The sequence below is a fragment of the Nonomuraea sp. NPDC023979 genome, assembly GCF_040639085.1.
GTDB classification, from domain to species: domain Bacteria; phylum Actinomycetota; class Actinomycetes; order Streptosporangiales; family Streptosporangiaceae; genus Nonomuraea; species Nonomuraea ceibae.
Genome location: NZ_JBEZZG010000014.1, coordinates 128339 through 149978, shown reverse-complemented (window position 1 = coordinate 149978; position 21640 = coordinate 128339). Strand labels below are relative to the sequence as shown.

General features: G+C 73.0%; 21 protein-coding genes. 13 read left to right on the top strand and 8 right to left on the bottom strand.

The genetic code is table 11. The features are described 5' to 3' along the window. Positions 1-174: 174 nt before the first annotated feature. The gene (locus AB0G11_RS24615; protein WP_219513913.1) at positions 175-750 is read left to right on the top strand and encodes a DUF4142 domain-containing protein; all 576 of its coding nucleotides are present in this window, start codon (positions 175-177) and stop codon (positions 748-750) included. A gap of 131 nt (positions 751-881) precedes the next feature. Then, positions 882-1739: a PRC and DUF2382 domain-containing protein gene (locus AB0G11_RS24610; protein WP_219513911.1), complete on the top strand. Its 858-nt coding sequence runs from the start codon at positions 882-884 to the stop codon at positions 1737-1739. 72 nt (positions 1740-1811) lie between these two features. Here the strand turns inward: AB0G11_RS24610 and AB0G11_RS24605 are convergent, their stop codons facing one another. After that, positions 1812-3497, bottom strand: coding sequence for an exo-alpha-sialidase (locus AB0G11_RS24605; protein ID WP_357588446.1), 1686 nt, complete (start codon positions 3495-3497; stop codon positions 1812-1814). 385 nt (positions 3498-3882) lie between these two features. On the opposite strand from AB0G11_RS24605, the gene AB0G11_RS24600 reads away from it, so the two are divergent. The 5 genes from AB0G11_RS24600 (at position 3883) to AB0G11_RS24580 (ending at position 9518) form a co-directional block, all read left to right on the top strand. Beyond that, positions 3883-4083: a hypothetical protein gene (locus AB0G11_RS24600; protein ID WP_219513901.1), complete on the top strand. Its 201-nt coding sequence runs from the start codon at positions 3883-3885 to the stop codon at positions 4081-4083. Between the two features lie 80 nt (positions 4084-4163). After that, positions 4164-5564, top strand: a complete 1401-nt coding sequence (locus tag AB0G11_RS24595; protein WP_357588444.1) for an FAD-binding oxidoreductase — start codon at positions 4164-4166, stop codon at positions 5562-5564. Between the two features lie 85 nt (positions 5565-5649). Then, positions 5650-7302, top strand: coding sequence for an MFS transporter (locus tag AB0G11_RS24590; protein ID WP_357588442.1), 1653 nt, complete (start codon positions 5650-5652; stop codon positions 7300-7302). Beyond that, positions 7293-8408, top strand: a complete 1116-nt coding sequence (locus AB0G11_RS24585) for an FAD-dependent monooxygenase (RefSeq protein ID WP_357588440.1) — start codon at positions 7293-7295, stop codon at positions 8406-8408. The genes AB0G11_RS24590 and AB0G11_RS24585 overlap by 10 nt, the downstream gene beginning before the upstream one ends. An 87-nt stretch (positions 8409-8495) precedes the next feature. Continuing rightward, a complete protein-coding gene (locus AB0G11_RS24580; RefSeq protein ID WP_219513887.1) occupies positions 8496-9518 on the top strand; it encodes an acyl-CoA desaturase in 1023 nt (340 codons plus the stop codon). On the opposite strand, the gene AB0G11_RS24575 is transcribed toward AB0G11_RS24580, so the two are convergent. After that, positions 9510-9791, bottom strand: a complete 282-nt coding sequence (locus tag AB0G11_RS24575) for a hypothetical protein (protein ID WP_219513885.1) — start codon at positions 9789-9791, stop codon at positions 9510-9512. The genes AB0G11_RS24580 and AB0G11_RS24575 overlap by 9 nt on opposite strands. Before the next feature lie 66 nt (positions 9792-9857). Here AB0G11_RS24575 and AB0G11_RS24570 point away from each other — a divergent pair, with 66 nt between their 5' ends. Next, positions 9858-10898, top strand: a complete 1041-nt coding sequence (locus AB0G11_RS24570; protein ID WP_357588438.1) for a hypothetical protein — start codon at positions 9858-9860, stop codon at positions 10896-10898. 67 nt (positions 10899-10965) lie between these two features. On the opposite strand, the gene AB0G11_RS24565 is transcribed toward AB0G11_RS24570, so the two are convergent. Beyond that, positions 10966-11958 (bottom strand): aldo/keto reductase, encoded by a 993-nt coding sequence (locus AB0G11_RS24565; RefSeq protein ID WP_357588436.1) that lies wholly within the window; start codon positions 11956-11958, stop codon positions 10966-10968. Between the two features lie 131 nt (positions 11959-12089). Between AB0G11_RS24565 and AB0G11_RS24560 the strand changes: the two genes are divergently transcribed. Next, entirely contained in the window at positions 12090-12929 is an 840-nt protein-coding gene (locus tag AB0G11_RS24560) for a helix-turn-helix transcriptional regulator (protein ID WP_219513873.1), read from the top strand. Positions 12930-12987: 58 nt separating this feature from the next. On the opposite strand, the gene AB0G11_RS24555 is transcribed toward AB0G11_RS24560, so the two are convergent. From AB0G11_RS24555 to AB0G11_RS24540, 4 genes are all read right to left on the bottom strand, one after another. Beyond that, entirely contained in the window at positions 12988-13884 is an 897-nt protein-coding gene (locus tag AB0G11_RS24555) for a hypothetical protein (RefSeq protein WP_357588434.1), read from the bottom strand. Positions 13885-14081: 197 nt separating this feature from the next. Continuing rightward, entirely contained in the window at positions 14082-14699 is a 618-nt protein-coding gene (locus AB0G11_RS24550; RefSeq protein WP_357588432.1) for a pentapeptide repeat-containing protein, read from the bottom strand. 84 nt (positions 14700-14783) lie between these two features. Next, complete coding sequence (locus tag AB0G11_RS24545; protein WP_219513861.1) at positions 14784-15944, bottom strand: cation:proton antiporter; 1161 nt, start codon at positions 15942-15944, stop codon at positions 14784-14786. Positions 15945-15953: 9 nt separating this feature from the next. Then, complete coding sequence (locus AB0G11_RS24540; RefSeq protein WP_219513852.1) at positions 15954-16436, bottom strand: cation:proton antiporter regulatory subunit; 483 nt, start codon at positions 16434-16436, stop codon at positions 15954-15956. A 229-nt stretch (positions 16437-16665) separates the two neighbouring features. Between AB0G11_RS24540 and AB0G11_RS24535 the strand changes: the two genes are divergently transcribed. The 4 genes from AB0G11_RS24535 to AB0G11_RS24520 all read left to right on the top strand — a co-directional run bounded on the left by AB0G11_RS24535 (position 16666) and on the right by AB0G11_RS24520 (position 19232). After that, positions 16666-17328: a response regulator transcription factor gene (locus AB0G11_RS24535; protein WP_357588430.1), complete on the top strand. Its 663-nt coding sequence runs from the start codon at positions 16666-16668 to the stop codon at positions 17326-17328. Between the two features lie 71 nt (positions 17329-17399). Then, positions 17400-17795, top strand: a complete 396-nt coding sequence (locus AB0G11_RS24530) for an ATP-binding protein (RefSeq protein ID WP_219518851.1) — start codon at positions 17400-17402, stop codon at positions 17793-17795. Positions 17796-17823: 28 nt separating this feature from the next. Beyond that, entirely contained in the window at positions 17824-18864 is a 1041-nt protein-coding gene (locus AB0G11_RS24525) for a PAS domain-containing sensor histidine kinase (protein ID WP_219518854.1), read from the top strand. Continuing rightward, entirely contained in the window at positions 18861-19232 is a 372-nt protein-coding gene (locus AB0G11_RS24520; protein ID WP_219518857.1) for a response regulator transcription factor, read from the top strand. Before AB0G11_RS24525 ends, AB0G11_RS24520 begins: the two co-directional genes overlap by 4 nt. 13 nt (positions 19233-19245) lie before the next feature. Here the strand turns inward: AB0G11_RS24520 and AB0G11_RS24515 are convergent, their stop codons facing one another. Next, positions 19246-21549: a phosphoketolase family protein gene (locus AB0G11_RS24515; RefSeq protein WP_357588428.1), complete on the bottom strand. Its 2304-nt coding sequence runs from the start codon at positions 21547-21549 to the stop codon at positions 19246-19248. Positions 21550-21640 lie beyond the last annotated feature (91 nt).

Here is a 21640-nt window from a genome sequence, read left to right as displayed (position 1 = left end):
TCGACGTACATGAGTTGCCTGCCCTTCCCCCTTCCGCCGGACCCAACCATCCGCGGCCGAAATCTTTACCGTTCGGTGCGCGCCGCCCGGCGCGGCATGGCGCGGCGGAGAACGCGAACACCTTATTACTGTTCGTGGTTGACATCTCGCTGACAGTGATTCGGGGGACCGTTCATGCGTATCCGATCTCTTGCCCTGCTGGTGGCCGCGGGGGCCGCCGCTGCCGCCGTGTCCGGCTGCGCCGACGCCAGGACCTCGGCGGGGCTGCAGTCGCCCGCCCCCTCGCCCACGGCGACGGGCACGGCCTCCCCGGGGGCGCTGTCCGACCAGGACCGGATCTGGATGAAGAAGATCCACCAGGGCAACCTGGCCGAGATCCAGGCCGGTGAGCTCGCGGCGGACAAGGCGACCGGGGCCAAGGTCAAGGAGGTGGGCGAGCTGCTGGTCAAGGACCACACCGCGCTGGACGAGCAGCTCACGGCCGCCGCCGGGAAGCTGGGCGTCAAGCTGCCGTCGAGCGCGACGAGCACGCAGAAGAAGGTCATCCAGGCGCTGGAGTCGGCCGCCAAGGCGGACTTCGACGAGGAGTTCCTCGCGGCGATGCGGGCCGAGCACCGCAAGGCCGTCGCCGAGACGCAGGTGGAGCTGAAGAAGGGCTCCTCGCCCGAGGTGAAGGCGATGGCCGAGGACGCGCTGCCCAAGCTGCAGCACCATCTGGACATGATCAAGGAGGCCGGGGCGGGGAACTGAATCCCGGGATCCGGCAAAACCTGCCCGTCAGGCGTGCGCTTATAGAAATGCGGGGTATTTGTCCGATTTGAGCCACCTGTCGGCCATGACATAGGCCGCGGGACGAACAATTCGGGGGAATCGTCGTGGCTATGCAAACAGAGATCCGCAGTCTGCTCGACTGCCATGTCATCGGCTCGGACGGCCAGCACATCGGCAAGGTGGGCCAGGTCTTCCTCAGCGACCGCACCGGCGAGCCGGAGTGGGTGACGGTGCGCACCGGCATGTTCGGCATGCGGCAGACCTTCGTGCCGCTGGCCGGCTCGCGCCGCTCGGGCGGGGAGATCCGCGCCCCGTACGACAAGGAGACCATCAAGGGCGCGCCCAACGTCGACGTGGACGACCGCCTGACCCTGGAGGAGGAGGCCGCGCTCTACCGCTACTACGGCCTGCAGCCGTCGAACATCCCGACCCAGCGCAAGCCCGAGACGGGCACCGGCACGACCGGCACGACCGGGACGACCACGGGCAGGGGCACGGCGGCGGGCACAGCGGCGGGCGCCGGCCAGGCGATGCGCGGGCGCGAGCGCGATCGCGAGGGCGACATCGACATGACCCGCTCCGAGGAGCACATGCACGTCGGCAAGGAGCGCCGCGAGGCCGGCCACGTGCGGCTGCGCAAGTACGTCGAGAGCGAGGACGTCGAGGAGACCGTGCCGCTCGCGCACGACGAGGTCGTGATCGAGCGTGAGCCCATCAAGGACGGCAGCACCACGGACGCCAGGATCGGCGAGGACGAGGAGGTCATCACCCTGTACGAGGAGCGGCCCGTCGTCGGGACCGAGACCACGCCGGTCGAGCGGGTGCACGTGCACAAGGAACGGGTCAGCCGCGAGGAGAAGGTGCGCGGCAAGGTCCGCAAGGAGCACCTCGACGTGGAGCAGGACCAGGACGGCAGGCCCCTGGAGGAGGGCGTCCGCCGCGACCGCGACAGGCGCGGCGACCGCTGAGCGGGCGGCCGCCGGCCCGGATGTGGCGGGAGCGCACCGCGTTTCCCGCCATTTCCCAATAAAGTTAGAGATTCAATCGAATATTGTATTGTCAAGTTCAGTCACGTTGCCTGTCAGAAGCTTTTTGCGAGGCTTGACATAAAGCTCGACCTCGTTGAGCATCGCGCAGGTCGCGCCGATCTCGGAATCGCATCCCGCGCTCTCCTCGGCGACGATTCTGACGTGCCTGCCCCTGACCGGCGGGTCGAACGTCACATGGCGCAGCGCGTAATCGGTGCGGTCCGTGACCGTCGCCACCGGCTCGCCCCAGGAGACCCCGTCGTCCGAGACGTACACACGGGCGCTCGCCGGATGCCCCGGCCGCAGGCTGAGCCCGAGCCGGGTGAACCGCTGCCGCTTGCCGAAGCCGAGCGTGAGCGTGCCGGGCCCGCCGGCGGCCACCGCGCCCGACCAGTAGGCGGTGCTCCCGTCGAAGGCCCCCTCCGCGCGCGTGCGCGGGCGTGACGGGCTCGACCAGGTCATCGTCGACTCCACGGTGAGCGCGCCCGACCGGTGCAGCGCCGCCAGGTCCAGCCTGCCCGGGGCCGGCTCCGGCAGGTCGATCGTCCGGTGCCGGATCCCGTACCAGCTCCCGTGCTCGAACAGCCCGCTGTCCGGGCAGGCGGTCTCGTTGAGGCCGCCGCCGGGCAGCAGCCCAGGGAGCTTGCAGTTGTCGAACACCTGCAGCAGCCGGTGCGGCCCGACCGCCGCGATGCCGGTGTAGCCGGACGTGCCGTGCGCGTCGTAGACGCCGTCGCGGTTGTGGTAGGTGACCCGGGGGTCCTCCCACGTCTCGCCGAGCCCGTCGGGTGAGAGCGCCAGCCACACGTCCGGGCGGCCCGCGCTCAGCACCAGGGTCCCGCCCGGCATCAGCAGCAGCCGCGGCGCCACCCCGCGCACCACGCAGTCCTGGCCGGCGAAGGTCAGCTCGCGCACCGGCGACCAGGTGACGCCGCCGTCGGCCGAGCGGCTGGTGGCCAGCGTGGCGTACTGGCCGCCCTCGCGGCGCAGCACCGCCAGCAGGCTGCCGTCGGCCGTCTGCTCGATCGCCGCCTCGTTGTACACGTGGACGCCGGACGGCCTTGCGATGACGCCGCGCCGGGTGAACGTCCTGCCGCCGTCCGCGCTGGCGTACACCTCGGCCTGGTGCTTGCCGGTGTCGGTGTAGCGGGTGTAGACGCTCACCAGGATCGTGCCGTCGGCGAGCTGGATCGGCAGCCCGTGCGCCACCCCGCCGCCGATCAGCTCGCCGGGGCTGGTGAACGTGGCCTCGGTGCGCGTCCACGGCTGCCCGAGCCCCGGGGAGGTGAACACGCCGAGCCGGTTGGTGTGCTCGTCCTGCCTGGTCAGGTAGTACGCGGTGGCGAACAGGCCGCCGTCGTGGAGCTGGATCGGCGCCTCGCGCAGCGGCGTGTCGGCGGGCGCGCCGAACGTCAGGCCGCCGTCCGTGGACGCGGCCTCGGCGCTCTTGTACGACTCCATCACGGCGTCGGCGTTCCGGGAGTACGTGACGAGCACCCGCTGCGACGGCGACCCGTCGGCCTCCGCCGTGTCGATCGCCACGGCGTTCGGGAAGCCGGCGAAGTCCAGCCGCTGCCGCGCGTCGGGCTCGGCCGCCGGGGGGCGCGGGGCCGGGTGGATCCAGCCCGGCTCGGTCAGCCGCGTGTCGGGCACCCGGCAGTACGCGACCCCCGCCGCGCTCCGGGTGGCGGGCAGCATCGGCAGGAGGCAGGCCGCCGCGACGACCGCGACGGAGCCCGCGTATCGGGGTCCCCCGCTGTAACCGCGGGGTCGCCTTTTCCCGGCCTCAGGGGACGTTCATCTTGCCTTAGCGCCATATCCGGACTGTAGATCACGAAAGGCGCGATGAGCCGCATTTACCTGACGAGTCCTGCCGAAACGGCGCACGGGCGCGGCTGGAGCGGCGTTCGGGGCGCCCTGCGGCGGGCGAGGCGCTTGCCCAGCCTGCCGAACGGTAAACCAGCCGCCTTCGTTAAGTGCCAGTTGACAGGAGGGGGGCTATTGGCAGGATCATGACTCACAGAATTAGTGGAAGTTTACAGAGGCACGGCTGACCGCACCCCCACGGTAGGAGCCCAACGTCATGTCCCTCCACACCGACAACTACCGCCACCCCTACAGCGCCGACCCGCCGCGCCGGCCGCGCTTCGCCGTGCTGGAAGCCCCGCCGGAACTCCCCCCGGAAGAGCCCGACACCCAGGTGGCCGAGCGACTCCAGCAGATCCGGGAGATCTCCCACCGGGCCATCGGATCCATCGACGACTTGCTCAAGCGCACCGCCTGATCGCGGGACCAGCGGGGGGATTCCGCCGGGAGCGCACCGGCGGGACCACACGGGACGACATCTCAGCAAAGAGGAGTGTCATGCAGGGTCAAACGCGACTGGCGTCGGCAGCACGGGACGTCGGAGCTCACCGTCCACGCGTCATCGCGGGTGTCGCACGCCCGCAGAGCGTCACCGAGGTGCGCGCCGTGGTCCGCCGCGCCGCCGCCGACGGACACCGGATCTACCCGATCAGTACCGGCCGCAACTGGGGGATGGGATCGGGCGTCCCCTCCACCGACGACAACGTGGTCGTCGACCTCAGCGGCCTCGACCGCATCCGCAGCCTCGACCTCGACAACGGCTTCGCCGTCGTCGAGCCCGGCGTCACCCAGGCCCAGCTCGCCGCCGAGCTGCGCGACACGCCGTGGCTGCTCAACGTCACCGCCTCGTGCGCCGACACCTCCGTGCTCGGCAACGCCCTCGAACGCGGCGACGGCTCCGTGCGCTCCCGCATCCAGGACGTCGCCGGCATCGAGGCCGTCATGCCCGACGGCAGCCTCGTCCACACCGGCGGGCTCGACACCTGGGGCCGCTACCGCGGCCGCGTCGCCGGCCCCGACCTGACCGGCGCGTTCGTGCAGAGCAACCTCGGCATCGTCACCGCCATGGCGATCGCGCTGGTGCCCAGGCCGGCCAGCTTCGGCCTCGTGCACGGGCGCATCCCCCGCGACCAGGTCGGCCGGGCCGTGGGCGCGCTGGGAACGTTCCTGCGCCGCGGCAACCCCGCCGAAGGACTGCTGCGCGTCCGCGACATCGCGCTCGTGCCCAGCCGGGGCGGCTGGACCGTCCCCGACGGCGTCGACCCCGAGCTGTTCACCATCGTCGGACCGCTGCTCGGCAGCGGCGAGACCGTCCAGCTCGCCGAGGAACTGCTGCGCAAGGCGCTGCTGGAGGTCGAGGGCGCCGAGGGCCTGCGCGTCCTGGACGCCACCGCCGTCATGCCCGACGACCCGCTCTACCCGCGGGCGCTCATGGCGCAGGGCATCCCCACCTGCCGCGGCGTGCACAAGGCGCTCGGCGTGACGTCCTGCGACCAGATCGACACCGGCAAGATGGGCTTCCTCGCCCTGCTGCCGCAGCTCCCGATGGAGTCGCGCTCCACCGACAACATCCTCCAGGTGCTGCGCGCCGCCGTCGAGTGCAACGGCACCGCCGCCATGCTGGAGTGGAACCTGATCAGCAGGAACCTCGCCAACGGCGTCATCCAGATCTTCTTCGACCGCGACGACGCCGACGCCGTCAGCCGCGCCCACCGGCTCCGCCAGGACGCGGGCGGCCTGCTGCGCGGCCACGGATGCGCCATCTACCGCTCCGACATCGACAACTCCGCCGCCGACCTCTACGCGCAGAGCACGCCCGACACCCTCGGCATGCTGCGCAGGCTCAAGACCGCGATGGACCCGTACGGGCTGGTGTCGCCCGGACGTTACAGCGCTTGACCGACCCCCGTCCGCCGGCCGGCGCGCCAGGGCCGGAACCCCGCGCCGGCGGCGGTCAACCATAGGCTCTCATGGAGGTGACCACGTGCCCTCGTCACCAGCGGCCATCCAGGCAGGAGGCCCCGCCGTCCGGCGCGGAACCCTGCTCCGGCTCGTAGGAGCGGGCGTCATGCTGGCGGTCATGGCCGACATCACGGCCACCACGATCGCCGTCGGCCTGATGCGCCACACCGACGCCGGCAACGGCATGCCGCTGAACGACCTGGTCTGGCTGACCAGCGCGGCCTTCGTCCCGATCGCGGCGCTGCTGGCGACCGCCGGTCGCTGGGCCGACCTGTTCGGCAGGCGGCGCGTGCTCGTCATCGGGCTGCTCGTGTTCGTCATCGGCGGCATCGCCACCCTCACCATGCCCACCTGGCCGCTCGTGCTGGCCGCCCGGGCCGTGCAGGGCGCGGGCGCCGCCGCGATGATCCCCGCCAGCCTCGCCGTCCTGCTCGGCGAACTGCCCGAGCACCAGCGGCGCGGCGCCATCGCGCTGTGGAGCTCCGCCTCCGGCCTCGGCTGCCTGCTGATGCAGGCCGGCGCCGGCTGGCTCGCGGGCGCCTTCGGCTGGCGCGCCCTGTTCGCGCCCGTCGTCGTCGTCGGCCTGCTGCTCCTCGTCGCCAGCGCCTGGCTGCCCGAGGGCAGCGCCCGCGCCCAGGCCAGGAGCAGGCCCGACATGATCGGCGCCGTGCTGCTGGCCGCCGCCATCGCCGCGCTCGTGCTCGCCATCTCCAAGGTCACCGCCTGGGGAGCCGACGCGGCCTGGCTCGCCTGCGGCGCCCTCGTGCTGCTCGCCGCCGCGCTCGCGCAGGCCCGCCGCCACCGGGTGCCCGCCATCGACCTGACGCTCTGGCGCCGGCCCGGGTTCGCCTGGGGCTGGCTGGCCACGTGGGGATTCGGCGTCCTGTCGTACGGGCTGCTCACCCTCCAGCCGCTCTACCTGATGCACGTGGGCTTCTCCATGATGGAGGTCGCCCTCTGGCTGACCCCGACCTCGATCGCCATGGTGATCACCGCCTGGCTCGGCGGCAAGATCGTCCGCAAGATCGGGCCGTACGGGCTCATCTACCTCGGCGCCGCGGTCTCCGGAGGCGCCTGCGTCGTGGCGCTCGCCCAGACCGGGCCGACCCTGTGGGGCCTGGCCGCCAGCGTCGCCGTCGGCGTCGGCGTCGGCGCCCTCGCGCCCGGCACCTCCATGGCCACCACCCTGGCCGCCCACCCGCACCAGTACGCCTCCGCGGTCGGCGCCGCCGTCATGTCCCGCATGGTCGGCGGGGCCGTGGGCGTCGCCACCGTCTCGGTCGTCATCGACCACCCGTTCATGGCCGGGCCCATGGGCGGACTCGCCAGCGCGCTCGCGCTGTGCGTGGCCGTCTCGGTGCTCATCGGCAGCCTGGCCCTGATCAAGATGCTCCGCATGCCGCACGCCACCGGCGAGGTCATGGTACTGGTGCCGCGCCGCATGCTCCTGGAGCTCCGCAGCACGCTCGCCGCGGTCGCCGCCGAGGCCGACGCGCTGCTGCCCGCCCAACCCGGAGAGCGCCCGGCAGCCGCGACCGGCCGAGCCCCCCATCCCGTACCCGCTCCGCGGCGAGCCCAGGCCCATGCCATGAGGGCCACCCCCGGCTCGTCCACCCGCGCCCATGGGGGCACGCGTCTCGTCCGATCATCAGAAGGGCTCTCGTCATGGCAATGACATCCTGCGACGTCGCGATCGTCGGCGCCGGGCTCGGCGGCTGCTTCCTGGCACTGCTGCTGGGCCGCGGCGGCAAGCACGTCGTCGTCGTGGAGCAGGGGCCGTCCGTCCCCACCGCCGGCGCCGACTTCGTCAAGCGCCCCGGCATGCAGGTGCTCGCCCGCCACGGCCTCATCGGCCTCGTCGAACGGCAGGCGCTCAAGCGCGACGTCGTCCGCTACTACCACGACGGGCAGCCGATCCAGGAGTGCCGCTACCCCGACGGGTTCCTCATCCGCCCCTACCGCGAGCTCGTCGAGGTCATCTACTCCTCCTGCGCGATGGAAGGCGTCGAGTTCCTGTTCGACGCCCGCATCGACCACCTGGCCACCGACGGCGACAACATCGGCCACCTGGTCCTCGCCGACGGCCGCGAGCTGCGCGCCGGCGTCGTCATCGGCGCCGACGGCACCCGCTCGGCCGTGCGCCAGGCGCTCGGCGTCGAGAGGAAGACCACCGCCTACCCGCACCTGCTGCGCGTGGCCACCGTGCCGCTGACGGCCAGCATCGCCCAGCTCAACCGGCTCTACTTCGACTCCAGAGGCTGGTTCAGCTACCTGTACCCGGTCGACCAGGACCAGGCCAGGGTGTTCGTCGGCCTGCCCGGCGAGGCCGAGCCCAGCACGCCCGAACTGCTCGACGGCCTCCGCTCGTTCGTCACCGACAACGCCGACGCCTTCGACGTGCTCGGCAACGCCGCCTGGCAGACGATCCCCATCTCCGCCATGCGGGTGCCCGCCTACCACCGGGGCAACGCCGCGCTCCTCGGCTCCGCCGCGTTCGCCTGCCACCCGATGACCGGCATGGGCATGAGCTACACGCTGCACGACGCCGAGATCCTCGCCGAGGCCGTCATCGGCGCCGGAGGCGACCCCGCCCGGCTGGAGAAGGCGCTGGAGGACGCGTACGAGCCGCGCAGGCGCGCGCACGGCGAGCTCATCGACTACGGCGACGCCCTGGCCGGGACCTACCACGACAGGGACGCCTACCTGCGGACGTTCCGCCAGGACCTGCACGTGTTCGGCGACACGCCGCCGATGGACGAGCAGTTCGTCACCCGCCTCTGAACCCCGCCGCGGTAGGGCCAGCCCTACCGCGAAGACGGGTGGCAGCGGCAGTCCGCCGGCCGGGCGCGACCGCGATGCTTGAGCGATATGACGATCGACCAAGCCCCGGCACGCCCGGCCCGGCAGGGCAGCGACTTCGCCGGCCTGTCCCGCCGCATCGCCCAGGCAGGGCTCCTGGAGCGCAGGCCCGTCTACTACGCCGTCCGCATGACCCTGGTGGCCGCCCTGTTCGCCGGCGGCTGGACCGCCTTCGCCCTCGTCGGGGACTCCTGGTGGCAGATCCTCGTCGCCGTCTTCCTCGCCGTGATGTTCGCCCAGGTCGCGCTGCTCGCCCACGACCTGGCGCACGGCCAGGTGTTCCGCTCCCGCCGCCGCAGCCGCGTCGCCGGCCTCATCGCCGGCAACCTCGGCATCGGCCTCGGCTACGGCTGGTGGACCGACAAGCACACCCGCCACCACGCCAACCCCAACCACGAGGACCACGACCCCGACGTCTCGCCCGACGTGCTCGTCTGGTCCGTCAAGCAGGCCGAGAACAGCAGCGGCGTGGCCCGCTTCGTCGGCCGGTGGCAGGCGTTCCTGTTCTTCCCGCTGCTGACGCTCGAAGGACTCAACCTGCACGTCTCCAGCCTGCGATCGCTGCGCCGCCCCACGCTCAAGAACCGCGGCACCGAGGCCGCCCTGCTCATCGCCCACGACGTCGCCTACCTGGCCGCCGTCTTCGCCGTCCTGCCCGTGGGCAAGGCGCTCGTCTTCCTCCTCGTCCACCAGGCGTGCTTCGGCGTCTACCTCGGCTGCACGTTCGCCCCCAACCACAAGGGCATGCCGGTCCTGACCGCCGACGACGAGCTCGACTTCCTGCGCAAGCAGGTGCTCACCTCACGCAACGTCCGCGGCGGCCATCTCGTCAACGTGGCGCTCGGCGGGCTCAACTACCAGATCGAGCACCACCTGTTCCCCAGCATGCCCGCGCCCAACCTGCGCCGCGCCCGGCCCATCGTGCGCGACTACTGCCGCTCCCTGGACGTCCCGTACACCGAGGCCGGGCTGTTCGCCTCCTGGGGGCAGGCGCTGCGCCACCTGCACGAGGTCGGCCGCCCGCTACGGTGACGACAGCACCACCAGCTCCGCGCCGTCGCCGTCCTCCGACACCTCGAACCCCGCCTCCGCCAGGACCGTCCGTAACGCCAGCCGGACCGCCACCCGGATCGTCGCCCCCCGCGCGCCGTCGCCGCGGGCGGGCACGTCCCACCGGACCACCACCCCGCGGCCCGGCTCCCGCCACACGCTCAGCCCGCCGTCCGCCGGGGCCGCCGCCCGCTCGATCGTGAACCCGGCGTCGATCAGCTCCCGGCGGACCAGCCGCTCCAGGTCCGGGCTCACAGCGCGCATCCCCTACGGCTGCCCGAGGACGGGCGCGGCGAACCTGGCCGCGCTAGGCTCGGCGGGATGCTGATCGCTGAGGCCCGGCGCGTCGCGGGGGAGTGGGCGCGCGACGAGGGGGCGCGGCTGCCCGGGTTCGCCGGGGCGTTCCTCACCGGGTCCGCCCTGTGGGCCGAGCCCGGCGACGACCTCCCCACCGGCTCCGACGTGGACGTGATGGTCGCCCTCGACCCCGTCCCCGACGCCGTCCCCCTCGCCGGGGGCGGCAAGTTCCGGCACCAGGGGGTGCTGCTGGAGGTCTCCTACCTGCCCGCCGACGCCGTCGCCGACGCGGAGACGGTCCTCGCCGACTACCACCTCGCGGGCGCCTTCCACCGGCCCGGCGTGCTCGCCGACCCCGCCGGGCGGCTCACCGCGCTCCAGCGCGAGGTCTCCCGCCGCTTCGCCGAACGCCGCTGGGTCCTCGCCCGGACCGGCCACGCGCTGGACCGGGTACGCGCCTTCCTGGCCGACGTCGTCACCCCCGGCCGCCCGGGTATGACGGAGGAGGCGCACGTCACCGCCTGGCTCTTCGGCACCGGCGTCACCGCGCACGTCCTCCTCGTCGCCGGGCTGCGCAACCCGACCATCCGCCGCCGCTACGAGGCCGCCGGCGAACTGCTCGCCGCGCGCGGGCTGCCCGAATGCCACGAACACCTGCTCGACCTGCTGGGCAGCGCCGCCCTCACCCCCGCCAGGGCCCGCCGCCACCTGGCCGCCGTCGAACGCGCCTTCGACCACGCCGCCCCGGTCCACGCGCCCGCCTACCGCTTCTCCTCCGACATCAGCCGCCCGGGCCGGCCCGTCGCCGTCGACGGCAGCCGCGACCTCCTCGACCGCGGCCTCCACCGCGAAGCCGCCTTCTGGCTCGTCGCCACGTACGCCCGCTGCCTCGCCAAACTCGCCTCAGCGGGCCGGCGGCCCCCGGCGGCCCTGCTGGACGACTTCCACGCCCTCCTCGCCGACCTCGGCGCCGACACCCCGCACACCCGCCGCGACCGCGCCACCCGCGTCCTCGCCGCCCTCCCCACCCTCACCCGGATCGCCCACACTCTGGCTCCCCCCTGACCCCGCTGCCGTGGGCACCCCGTCCCGCGCCGGACCGCCCCGCGCTCGCGCTGCATCCGGGGTGGGGTCAGCGGCCGTCGAGGAGGCGGTATTCGGGGCCGAGGGCGGCGGAGGCGGCGTCGCCGATGAAGTCGAGCGGGAAGCCCAGGGAGAAGGGGACCGCGGACTCCAGGCGGCGCAGGGCGTCGTCGGGCAGGGTGACGGCGGCGGCGCCGAGGTTGTCGCGGAGCTGGCCGGGGCCGCTGGCGCCGATGATGGGGTGGACGGCGCGCGAGCGGGCCATCGTCCAGGCGATGGCGACCTGCGAGGCCGTGGCGCCGAGCTCGGCCGCGACCTCCAGCACCGCGCGCGCCGCCGCGTGCTCGCGCTCGCCGAGGGAGCCGGGCGCGACGCGGGTGCCGGGCGCGACCGGCGCGCCGCCGGTGAACTTGCCCGACAGGACGCCGCCCGCCAGCGGCCCCCAGGCGGCGACGCTCATCCCGAGCTCGTCGGCCATCGGCAGCAGCTCGCGCTCGATGTCGCGCCACAGCAGGTTGTACGGCACCTGCAGCCCGGCGAAGCGGGTCCAGCCGCGCCATTCGGCCAGCGTGTCGGCCCGGCTGACCACCCACGCGGGAGCGTCCGACATGCCCACGTACAGGACTTTCCCGGCGCGGACCGCGTCATCGAGGGCGCGCATGGTCTCCTCGATCGGCGTGTGCCGGTCCCACATGTGCACCCAGAACACGTCGACGTAGTCGGTGCGCAACCGGCGCAGGCTGCGTTCGAGTGACAGGACGAGGTTCTTGCGGTGGTTGCCGGAGGCGTTCAGGTCGGAGGGGTCGCGGCTGAGCGTGTACTTGGTGGCGAGCACGAACCGGTCGCGCCGCCCGGCCAGCAGCTCGCCGACGACCTCCTCGCTCTCCCCGTACGCCGAGGCGGTGTCGATGACGTTGCCCCCGGCCTCCGCGTACAGGTCGACCATCTCGCGCACCTCGGGGGACGCCTCGCGGAACGTCATGGCCCCCAGGAACAGCTCGGAGACCCTCAGCCCGGTCCGGCCGAGCAGGCGATAACGCATGTTGTTCGTACCCTTTCGTCATGAGCGGTCCCCGCCCACGATGCCGTGCCGGTCGCGCCGGAGGGAGACCGGCCCGATACCGGCCCTGCGGGGGCCACCCTGAGCCCGTCCGATCCGTACACTTCGTCCCCGTGAGTGACAACGAGCTCGGCTCCTACCTGCGCGCCCTCCGTGAAGCCGTCCGCCCCGCCGACGTGGGGCTGCCCGCGGGCCCCCGGCGGCGCACCCCCGGCCTGCGCCGCGCCGAGCTGGCCACGCTGGCGGGCGTCAGCGTCGAGTACCTCACCCGGCTCGAACAGGGCCGCGACCGCAAGCCGTCGCCGCAGGTGCTGGGCGCGCTCGCCGACGCGCTGCGCCTGCCTCCGGGCGAGCGGCTCCACCTGCACCATCTCGTCAAGGTCAACACCGGTGAGAGCGCCCTGTGCCCGGGCATGGACCAGCCGCCCGCGCGGGCCGTGCGCGCCACCGTCCGGGCCGTGCTCGACCGGCTGGAGCCCGCCCCGGCCGTGCTGGTCAACCGGGTGTACGACGTGCTCGCGCACACCACCGGTTACGCCAGGCTCGCCGGGCCGCTCGGCGTGCTCGACGGCGAGGCGCCCAACCTGGCCCGTCACCTGTTCACCGATCCGCGGGCCAGGGCCGCCTACCCGGACTGGGAACGCCTCGCCGCCGCGCAGGCCGTCGAGCTGCACCGCGCCGCCGCGCTCGCCGACGTCCAGGCCCGCGCCCTGGTGGACGAGCTCGCCGTCACCGCCGGGGCGGCGTTCACCGGCCGCCCGGCGCTCACGGCGGCGGAGCCCGGCGCGTACCGGGTCGTCCATCCCGAGGCCGGCGAGCTGCGGCTGACGCCGGAGACCCTGGAGATCCCCGACGCGGACCAGCGCCTGGTCGTCCACCTGCCGGGCGACGCCGCCACGGCCGCGGCGCTCGACGCGCTCGCGGACCGGCGTCCCCGCGCGCTCACCGGCTGAGCACGGCAGGGCGGGCCCCGCCGCCACCGGCGGCGAGGCCCGCTGTCGGAACCGCCGGTCAGCCGGGCGGGATCCGGCCGTCCTTGGCGACCGGGACGCCGAACTGGACCGCCGCGGTGAGCGTCGCCCGCTCCTCGGGCAGGCGGGCGAGCACCGGGTTGAGATGCCGCAGCGCCAGGTCGACGGGCGTGATCGCGCGCGCCGTGATGTCGTACTTCTCCAGGTCGATCCACCGGACGATCTCCAGCACGTCGGCCGGGATGTCGTCGCCGCCCTTGTACACGGGCACGCAGAGCTGGCGCGAGTAGCTCACCCGCACGTCCGCCGTCGGGATCTTGCCGACGAGCACCGGGTTGAGCTGCTGGAGCGTCAGCGCCCTGTTCATCGGCACGTTCGGGGTGGCGCCGTAGCAGAGCAGGTCGACGTGACTGACGACCCGCAGCACCTCAGCCGGGGGCAGCACGCCGTTCTTGGCGACCGGGACGCACAGCTGCTCCGGCCGGTTCAGCGTGATCTGCTTGCGCGGCACGTCACGCAGGACGGGGTTGAGCTGGCTGAGCACGAGCGGCTTGTTCGCCGCCGGCCCGGTGACCCGGTAGCACGACAGGTCCACGAACCGGATGAAGTCGAGCACCCCGTCCGGCGGGATCACGCCGTTCTTGGCCACGGGGACGCACAGCTGGTCGCGCTGGCCGAGCGTGACCTGCTCGCTGCGCAGGCCGCTGAGCACCGGGTTGAGGTGGCGCAGCGTCAGCCCGACGGCGGGCGGCTGGTAGGGGCTGGTCTTGAAGCACTCCAGGTCGAGGTTCGACACCAGTTGCAGCGGGGTGGGCAGCGCGACGGCGCTGACGGGCGGAGTGACGAGGAAGACCAGCGCGACGAGTCCGACGATCGCCGATAAGGCGCGGCGGACCCGGCGCGTGGGACGGCGTTCTGCGGGGGCGGGCGGTTGCATGCTTCTCCTCAGGGTGCTGGACGGCGGGCGAGCGAGGGCTGGACGGCAGCACGCGCGGGTGGGACGGGCCGGTGAGACGGACCGGCCGGCGAAGGAGAACGCGTCGCGCGGCTCTCACCGTCGTGCGTGGCCAGCCTGACAACGCGACTGTCCGCCGCGTGAACCACCCGGTCAACCCCACGAATGAGGGGCGAGGCTCAGCCGGTCACCGTGAAGCCCAGGGCGCTCGCGACGACCGTGGCCTGGAAGGGGTCGATGATCGCCCGATCGACCGCCGTGACGTGCGGGTCGAGGCTGCCCAGCTCGCTGCCGCGCAGGTCGCAGCCGGTGAGGTCGGCGCTGTGCAGCCACGCGCCCGACAGGTCGCACCGCCTGACCTCCGAGCCCTCCAGCCGCGCCCCGGTCAGGTCGGCCTCGCGCAGCCGGACGCCGTGGAAGGAGCTGCCGCGCAGGTCGGCGCCCGGCAGGCCGGCGAACGACCAGTCGCCGCCCTCGACCTTGAACAGGCCGAACGTGCAGCCGTCGAACATGCTGCCGGTCAGCTTGCAACCGCGGAACGTCGCGTCGAAGAAGGAGGAACGCGAGAACGTGCAGTTGATGAAGCTGGCGTCCTCGTGCTCGGAGACGTTGAAGCGCACGTTGCTGAACGTGCACTCCTCGAACGCCGAGCCCCGGTCGACCAGCTCGGTCATGTCGACGTCGACGAACAGCACCCGGTGATAGGTCTCGCGGATCAGCTCACGGCCGTCCCAGTCGGCGGACCTGATCGCCGACTCCGTCGGCGGCGCCGGGACCCCGTGCTTGCGGTCGGCCATCCAGCCCGTCACCCCCTTCCGCGCCCTGCCCTCACCTCGGACGACCAGCCTGCCATCGCCCACCGACAGAAAACGCGCCCGGGGTCAGGCGCGCTTGGCGATGGCCTCGAACAGCGGCTGCACCAGCTTGGCCGCCAGCGGGCCGAACGCCGCCAGGATCAGCACGTACGCCGCCGCCAGGGGCCCGAGGTCGGGATGCGCCCCGGCCGCCACCGCCAGACCGGCGATGACGATGTTGAACTCGCCGCGCGGCACCAGCGCGATGCCGGCCCGCGCCTGACCGGCCTTCGAGATCCCCGCCCGGCGGGCCGCGTACATGCCGGTCAGCAGCTTGGTGATCATGCTGACCAGCGCGAGGGCGGCGGCCAGCCCGGCCACCGGGAGGATCTTCGCCGGGTCGGTCTGCAGGCCGAAGAAGACGAAGAAGACCGCCGCGAACAGGTCGCGCAGCGGCGCGAGCAGCGCCTGCGCGTCGTGCGCGAGCTGGCCCGACAGCGCGATCCCGACGAGGAACGCGCCGACCGCCGCCGACACCTGGAGCTGCTGCGCCAGCCCGGCCACCAGCAGCGCCAGGCCGACGACCTTCAGCAGCAGCACCTCGGAGTTCGGGCTGGAGACGAACGCCTCGATCCACTTGCCGAACCTGAGCGCGACCAGCAGCACCACGCTCACGGTGCCCAGCGCGATCGCCACCGTCACGGCGCCGCTGACCAGGCTGAGCCCGGCGAGCATAGCCGTCAGCACCGGCAGGTAGATCGCCATCGTGAGGTCTTCGAACACCAGCAGCGACAGCACCGTGGGCGTCTCGCGGTTACCGATCCACCCCAGGTCGGACAGGACCTTCGCGGTGATCCCGGACGAGGTGGCGTACGTGACGCCCGCCATCGCCACGGCCGCGACCGGGCCCCAGCCGAGCAGCAGGGCGCAGATCGCCCCGGGCGCGGCGTTGAGCACCAGGTCGACGATGCCCGCGCGGGCGTTGCTCTTCAGGCTCGTGACGAGCTCGTCGGCGTTGTACTCGAGCCCCAGCGTCAGCAGCAGCAGGACGACGCCCAGCTCCGCGCCGACGGAGATGAACTCCTCGCTGGTGGCCAGCGGCAGCACGCCGCCCGTCCCGAAGGCCAGGCCGGCGATCAGATAGAGGGGGATGGGCGAGATGCCGGCGCGCAACGCCAGCGCGCCCAGCACACCCAGACCAAGAAGTACGGCACCGAATTCGAGAAACAGGATGGCGGTGTGGTGCACCCGCGGCCCTTAACCTTCGGCCAGGATGTCGGCGACTTCGGACGTGCTGTCGGCGGTGCCCACCACGACGACGATGTCGCCGGCAGCGAACACGAAACCGGGGCCCGGGCTGGCGACCACGTTCCCGTTGCGCACCACCGCCACGATGGAGGCGTTGGTGCGGGTCCGGACGCGGGCGTCGCCCATCGGGCGGTCGGCGTACGGGGAGCCCGGCGGGATCACGAGCTGGAGGCTGACCAGCCCCTCGACCTCCTGATGCGCCTGGTTGAGCCGCTGCACGATGCGGGGGGCGCCGAGGAGCTCGACCAGGGCGTCGGCCTCCTCGTCGTTCAGCTTGACGACCTCGCAGGCGCGGTCGGGGTCCTCGCGGTCGTAGATCACCAGGTCGCGGCGGCCGGTGCGGTGCGAGACGACACCGACGCGTTTGCCGGACTGGGTGGTGAAATCATGGCGCAGCCCGATCCCGGGCAGTGCCGTCTGCTCGACCTCCACCGGTCTATCCCACCCATCAAGTCCGGAAATATCCCGAATACCCTACCAATGCTCTCCGCCGGGTTTGTCCATACAGAAGACCTCTTCAGGGCACAACAGGCTCCCCTCACGGCCACAGACCGAGCCCGGTTCGGTCGCCCCCGGACGCAGGCAGGGGTCTCGCGGGCCTCCGGCGGGATCGCGGACAATGGACGGGCCCGGTGACCGGCCCTCAGCGAACGGAGCCCGCATGACGCAGTTACCGCGCCCCCCGGCGACCGGCCCGATCCGGCTGATGCTGGTGGAGGACCACGACATGGTGGCCGAGGCGCTGGGCGCGGCGCTGGGCGAGGCGGCGGGCATCGACCTGGTGGCCACGGCCGCGACCGTGGCGGCGGCCGTGGCCGGCGCCGGGAGGTGGCGTCCCGACGTGGTGGTGCTGGACCGGCGGCTGCCCGACGGCGACGGCGTCGCGGCGATCGGCCGCATCCGGGAGGCGGCGCCGGGCGCGCGCGTGCTGGTGCTGACGGCCGAGGCGTCGGCGGACGTGGCCGCGCGGGTGGTGGAGGCCGGGGGAGCGGGCCTGGTGGTGAAGACGTCGCCGCTGCGGGAGCTGGAGTCGGCGGTCCGCGAGGTGGCGGCGGGCGGCGTGGTGTTCGGGCCGGCGCTGCTGCCCGGGGTGCTCGACCGGCTGGCGGGCCGGGACCGCGGCCCGGGCGGGACGCTCACCGGGCGCGAACGGGAGACGCTGCTCCTGCTCGCCGACGGGGTGAGCACCGAGCAGATGAGCAGGCGGCTCGGGGTGGCGCGCAACACGGTGCGCAACCACGTGCAGCACGTCCTGGAGAAGCTGGGGGCCCGCTCGAAGCTGGAGGCGGTGGCGATCGCCCGCCGGGAGGGCCTGCTCGACTGATGCGTTTGCACCAGGCGGACCGGGGCGGATGCGTCTCGTGATCGACGGGCGCGCTGCCCGACAGTAAAGGCATGGGCACGGAGGTCGGGCCGTTCAGGCTGGAGCACCGCCTGGCCGAGGAGATGGGCAGCATCACGACGGCCCGGCGGATCGCCCGCGACGCCATGGACGCCTGGGACTACCACGGCTCCCGCGACGACGTGCTGCTGGTGGTGTCGGAGCTGGTCACCAACGCGCTGCGGCACGGCTCGGGCGAGCCGGTGCTGCGCATCACCGGCGGCTCGTGGCACGTCCGCGTCGAGGTCGGCGACGACGCGGAGCGGCTGCCGGAGGCGCGCATGCCCGGACCGGCCGACGGCTGGGGCCTGCACGTCATCGGCGAGCTGTGCACCCGCTGGGGCGTCACGCCGCACACGGGCGGGAAGGTGGTCTGGTGCGAGCTGACAGCCGGGGAGCGGGCGGTGTGACGAGCGCGCGGCTGTGCGAAGCTGCGGTATGCCCGAGCAGAGCGACCTGGAGCTGCTGGTCCAGAACGTCGTCGACTACGCGATCTTCATGCTGGACCCGCGCGGACACATCGTGAGCTGGAACGCCGGCGCCGAGCGCATCAAGGGGTGGACCGCCGGCGAGATCGTCGGCCGCCACTTCTCGGCGCTCTACCCGCCCGCCGACGTGGCGGCGGGCAAACCGGCGCGCGAGCTGGAGGTGGCCGTCGCGGAGGGCCGGCTGGAGGACGAGGGCTGGCGCGTCCGCAAGGACGGCACCCGGTTCTGGGCGAACGTGATCATCACCGCGCTGCGCGACGACCAGGGGCGGCTGCGCGGGTTCGGCAAGGTGACGCGCGACCTGACCGAGCGGCGCGCGGTCGAGCGGGCGCTGGACGAGCGCGGCAGGCTGCTGGCGCACCTGGTCCACGCGCAGGAGATGGAGCGCCGGCGCATCGCCTGGGACGTGCACGACGACACGATCCAGTCCATGGTGGCGGTCGGCATGCGGCTGCAACTGCTGGCCACGCGGCTGACGGGCGAGCACCAGGCGGCGGTGACGCGGCTCAACGACACGGTCGACGCCGCCGTGGGCCGGCTGCGCAACCTCACCTTCCGGCTGCACCCGCCGGGCATCGACAGCACCGGCCTGGTCGAGGGGCTGACCCGCTACCTGGACCAGGTGGTGTCGGGCGACGGGCTCACCTACGAGCTGACCCACGACCTGGCGGCCGAGCCGCCGCCGGAGACGTCGATCACGATCTTCCGCATCTGCCAGGAGGCGCTGACGAACGTCCGCAAGCACGCCCGCGCCCGCGCGGTGACGGTCCGGCTGGCCTCGGCCGAGCAGGGCGTGCACGTCTGGGTGAACGACGACGGCCACGGCTTCGAGCACGCCGGGGAGAACGACCCCGAACCCGGCCATTTCGGGCTGATCGAGATGCGGGAGCGCGCCGAGATCGCGGGCGGCTGGTGCGCCGTGCGCGGCAACCCGGGAGAGGGGGCGACGGTCGAGTTCTGGGTGCCCGCCGTCTCCCGGGGCGAGCCGTGAGCGACCCGGTCACGGTGCTGGTCGCCGATGACGAGCCGCTGATCAGGGAGGTGCTGGCCGAGGTGCTGGAGGCCGAGCCGGGGCTGACCGTGGTGGCGGTGGCGGCCGACGCGGGCGAGGCGGCCGAGCTGGCGGAGCTGCACCGGCCGGCGGTGGCGGTCCTGGACGTGCGGATGCCCGGCGGCGGCGCGTGGGCGGCCCGCGAGATCCGCCGCCGCTCGCCCGCCACCCGCGTCGTGGCGTTCTCCGCCTACGGTGACTCCGCCTCGGTGGACGAGATGCGCCAGGCGGGCGTGACCACGTACCTGCTCAAGGGCCTGCCCAACACGGCCATCGTGGCGGCGGTGCGCCGGGCCGCCACCGGCTGAACCCGCCCGGCGCTCAGGACATGGACGTGTCCGGCCAGGTCCACGAGCTGATCGCGGGGGCGTCCTCGCCGTGCAGCCGGGTGTGGGCGCGGGCCTGGAGACGGGCGTCGGCCATCCGCTGGCGCAGGTGGGCGGCCCGGGCGCCGAGGCCGGGGACCCGGTCGACGACGTCCATGACCAGGTGGAAGCGGTCGATGTCGTTGAGCATCGCCATGTCGAACGGCGTGGTCGTGGTGCCCTCCTCCTTGTAGCCGCGCACGTGCAGGTTGGCGTGGCCGTGGCGGCGGTAGGTGAGCTGGTGGATCAGCGTCGGGTAGCCGTGGAAGTCGAAGATGATCGGCCTGTCCGTGGTGAACAGCGTGTCGAACTCGGCGTCGGACATGCCGTGCGGGTGCTCCGACGACGGCTGCAGCCGCATCAGGTCCACCACGTTGACGACCCGCACCTTCAGGTCCGGCAGCTCCTCGCGCAGGATCGCGGCCGCCGCCAGCGTCTCCAGCGTGGGCACGTCGCCGGCGCAGGCGAGCACCACGTCGGGCTCGGCGCCCGCGTCGCTGGAGGCCCACGGCAGGATGCCCAGGCCGCGCGTGCAGTGGGCGATCGCCTCGTCCATGGTGAACAGGTCGAGCACCGGCTGCTTGCCCGCCACGATCACGTTCACGTAGTCGCGCGAGCGCAGGCAGTGGTCGGCCACCGACAGCAGCGTGTTGGCGTCCGGCGGCAGGTAGACGCGCACCACCGACGCCTTCTTGTTGACGACCACGTCCAGGAAGCCCGGGTCCTGGTGGCTGAAGCCGTTGTGGTCCTGCCGCCACACGTGCGACGACAGCAGGTACGTCAGCGACGCCACCGGCCGCCGCCAGGGGATCTTCTGCGACGACTCCAGCCACTTGGCGTGCTGGTTGAACATCGAGTCCACGATGTGGATGAACGCCTCGTAGCAGTTGAACAGCCCGTGCCTGCCGGTCAGCAGGTAGCCCTCCAGCCAGCCCTGGCACAGGTGCTCGCTCAGCACCTCCATCACCCGGCCGCCGGGCGCCAGGTGCTCGTCGGTGGGCAGCCGCTCGGCGTTCCAGGCCCGGTCGGTGGCGTCGAAGACGGCGCTGAGCCGGTTGGAGGCGGTCTCGTCCGGGCCCATCAGCCGGAACGTGCGCGGATTGTCCCTGATGACCTCGCGCAGCAGCGTGCCGAGGACCTTGGTCGGCTCGCTCGCCTGCGTCGCCGGTGACTTGACCTCGACGGCGAACCCGCGGAAGTCGGGCAGCCGCAGCGGAGACAGCAGCTCGCCGCCGTTGGCGTGCGGGTTGGCGCTCATCCGGCGCCCGCCCTCGGGGACCGTGCCGAGGACGCCCGCGACCGGCCGGCCGCCGGTGTCGAACAGCTCCTCCGGCCGGTAGGAGCGCATCCACTCCTCCAGCATCGCCAGGTGCTCGGCGTTGTCGCGCACCTCCGCCAGCGGCACCTGGTGGGCGCGCCAGGTGCCCTCCACCGGCAGCCCGTCGACCTCGCGCGGGCCCGTCCAGCCCTTCGGCGTGCGCAGCACGATCATCGGGAGCCTGCGGTCCGCGCCCTCCCGGTAGGCGGCGATCTCCTCGAACGCCTCGTCCAGGGTGGCCGCCATTTCGCCGTGGTCCGGGCCCACGACGTGCGGGCGGTACCCGTACCCCTCCAGGAGTTTGAGCAGGTCGGCCTCCGGGATGCGGGCCAGCAGCGTCGGGTTGGCGATCTTGTAGCCGTTCAGGTGGAGGATCGGCAGCACGACGCCGTCACGCTCGTGGTCCAGCAGCTTGTTGGAGTGCCAGCTCGCGGCGAGGGGGCCCGTCTCGGCCTCGCCGTCGCCGATGACGCACGCCACCACCAGGTCCGGGTTGTCGAACGCGGCCCCGTAGGCGTGCGCCAGCGCGTAGCCGAGCTCGCCGCCCTCGTGGATGGACCCCGGCGTCTCCGGCGCCACGTGGCTGGGCACCCCGCCGGGGAAGGAGAACTGCCGGAACAGCCGCCGCATCCCCTCCGCGTCCCTCGTGACGTCCGGGTAGCGCTCGGTGTAGGAGCCCTCCAGCCACGCGTGCGCCACCGCCGCCGGGCCGCCGTGGCCGGGGCCGGCGATGTAGATCATGTCCTGGTCCCGCTCCCGGATCACCCGGTTCAGGTGGGCGAAGCAGAAGTTCAGGCCCGGTGTGGTGCCCCAGTGGCCGAGCAGGCGCGGCTTGATGTGCTCGGGCCGCAGCGGCTCGCTCAGCAGCGGGTTGTCCAGCAGGTAGATCTGGCCGACCGACAGGTAGTTGGCCGCGCGCCAGTATGCGTCGACATGGTCCATGCCGTGCCCCCTGCCCCGGCGGGCCGGGGCGTAAGCGGCGGGCCGTGAGCGGGTACGGGACCGGAGCCGGACGCTCGGCTACAGTGCCGGC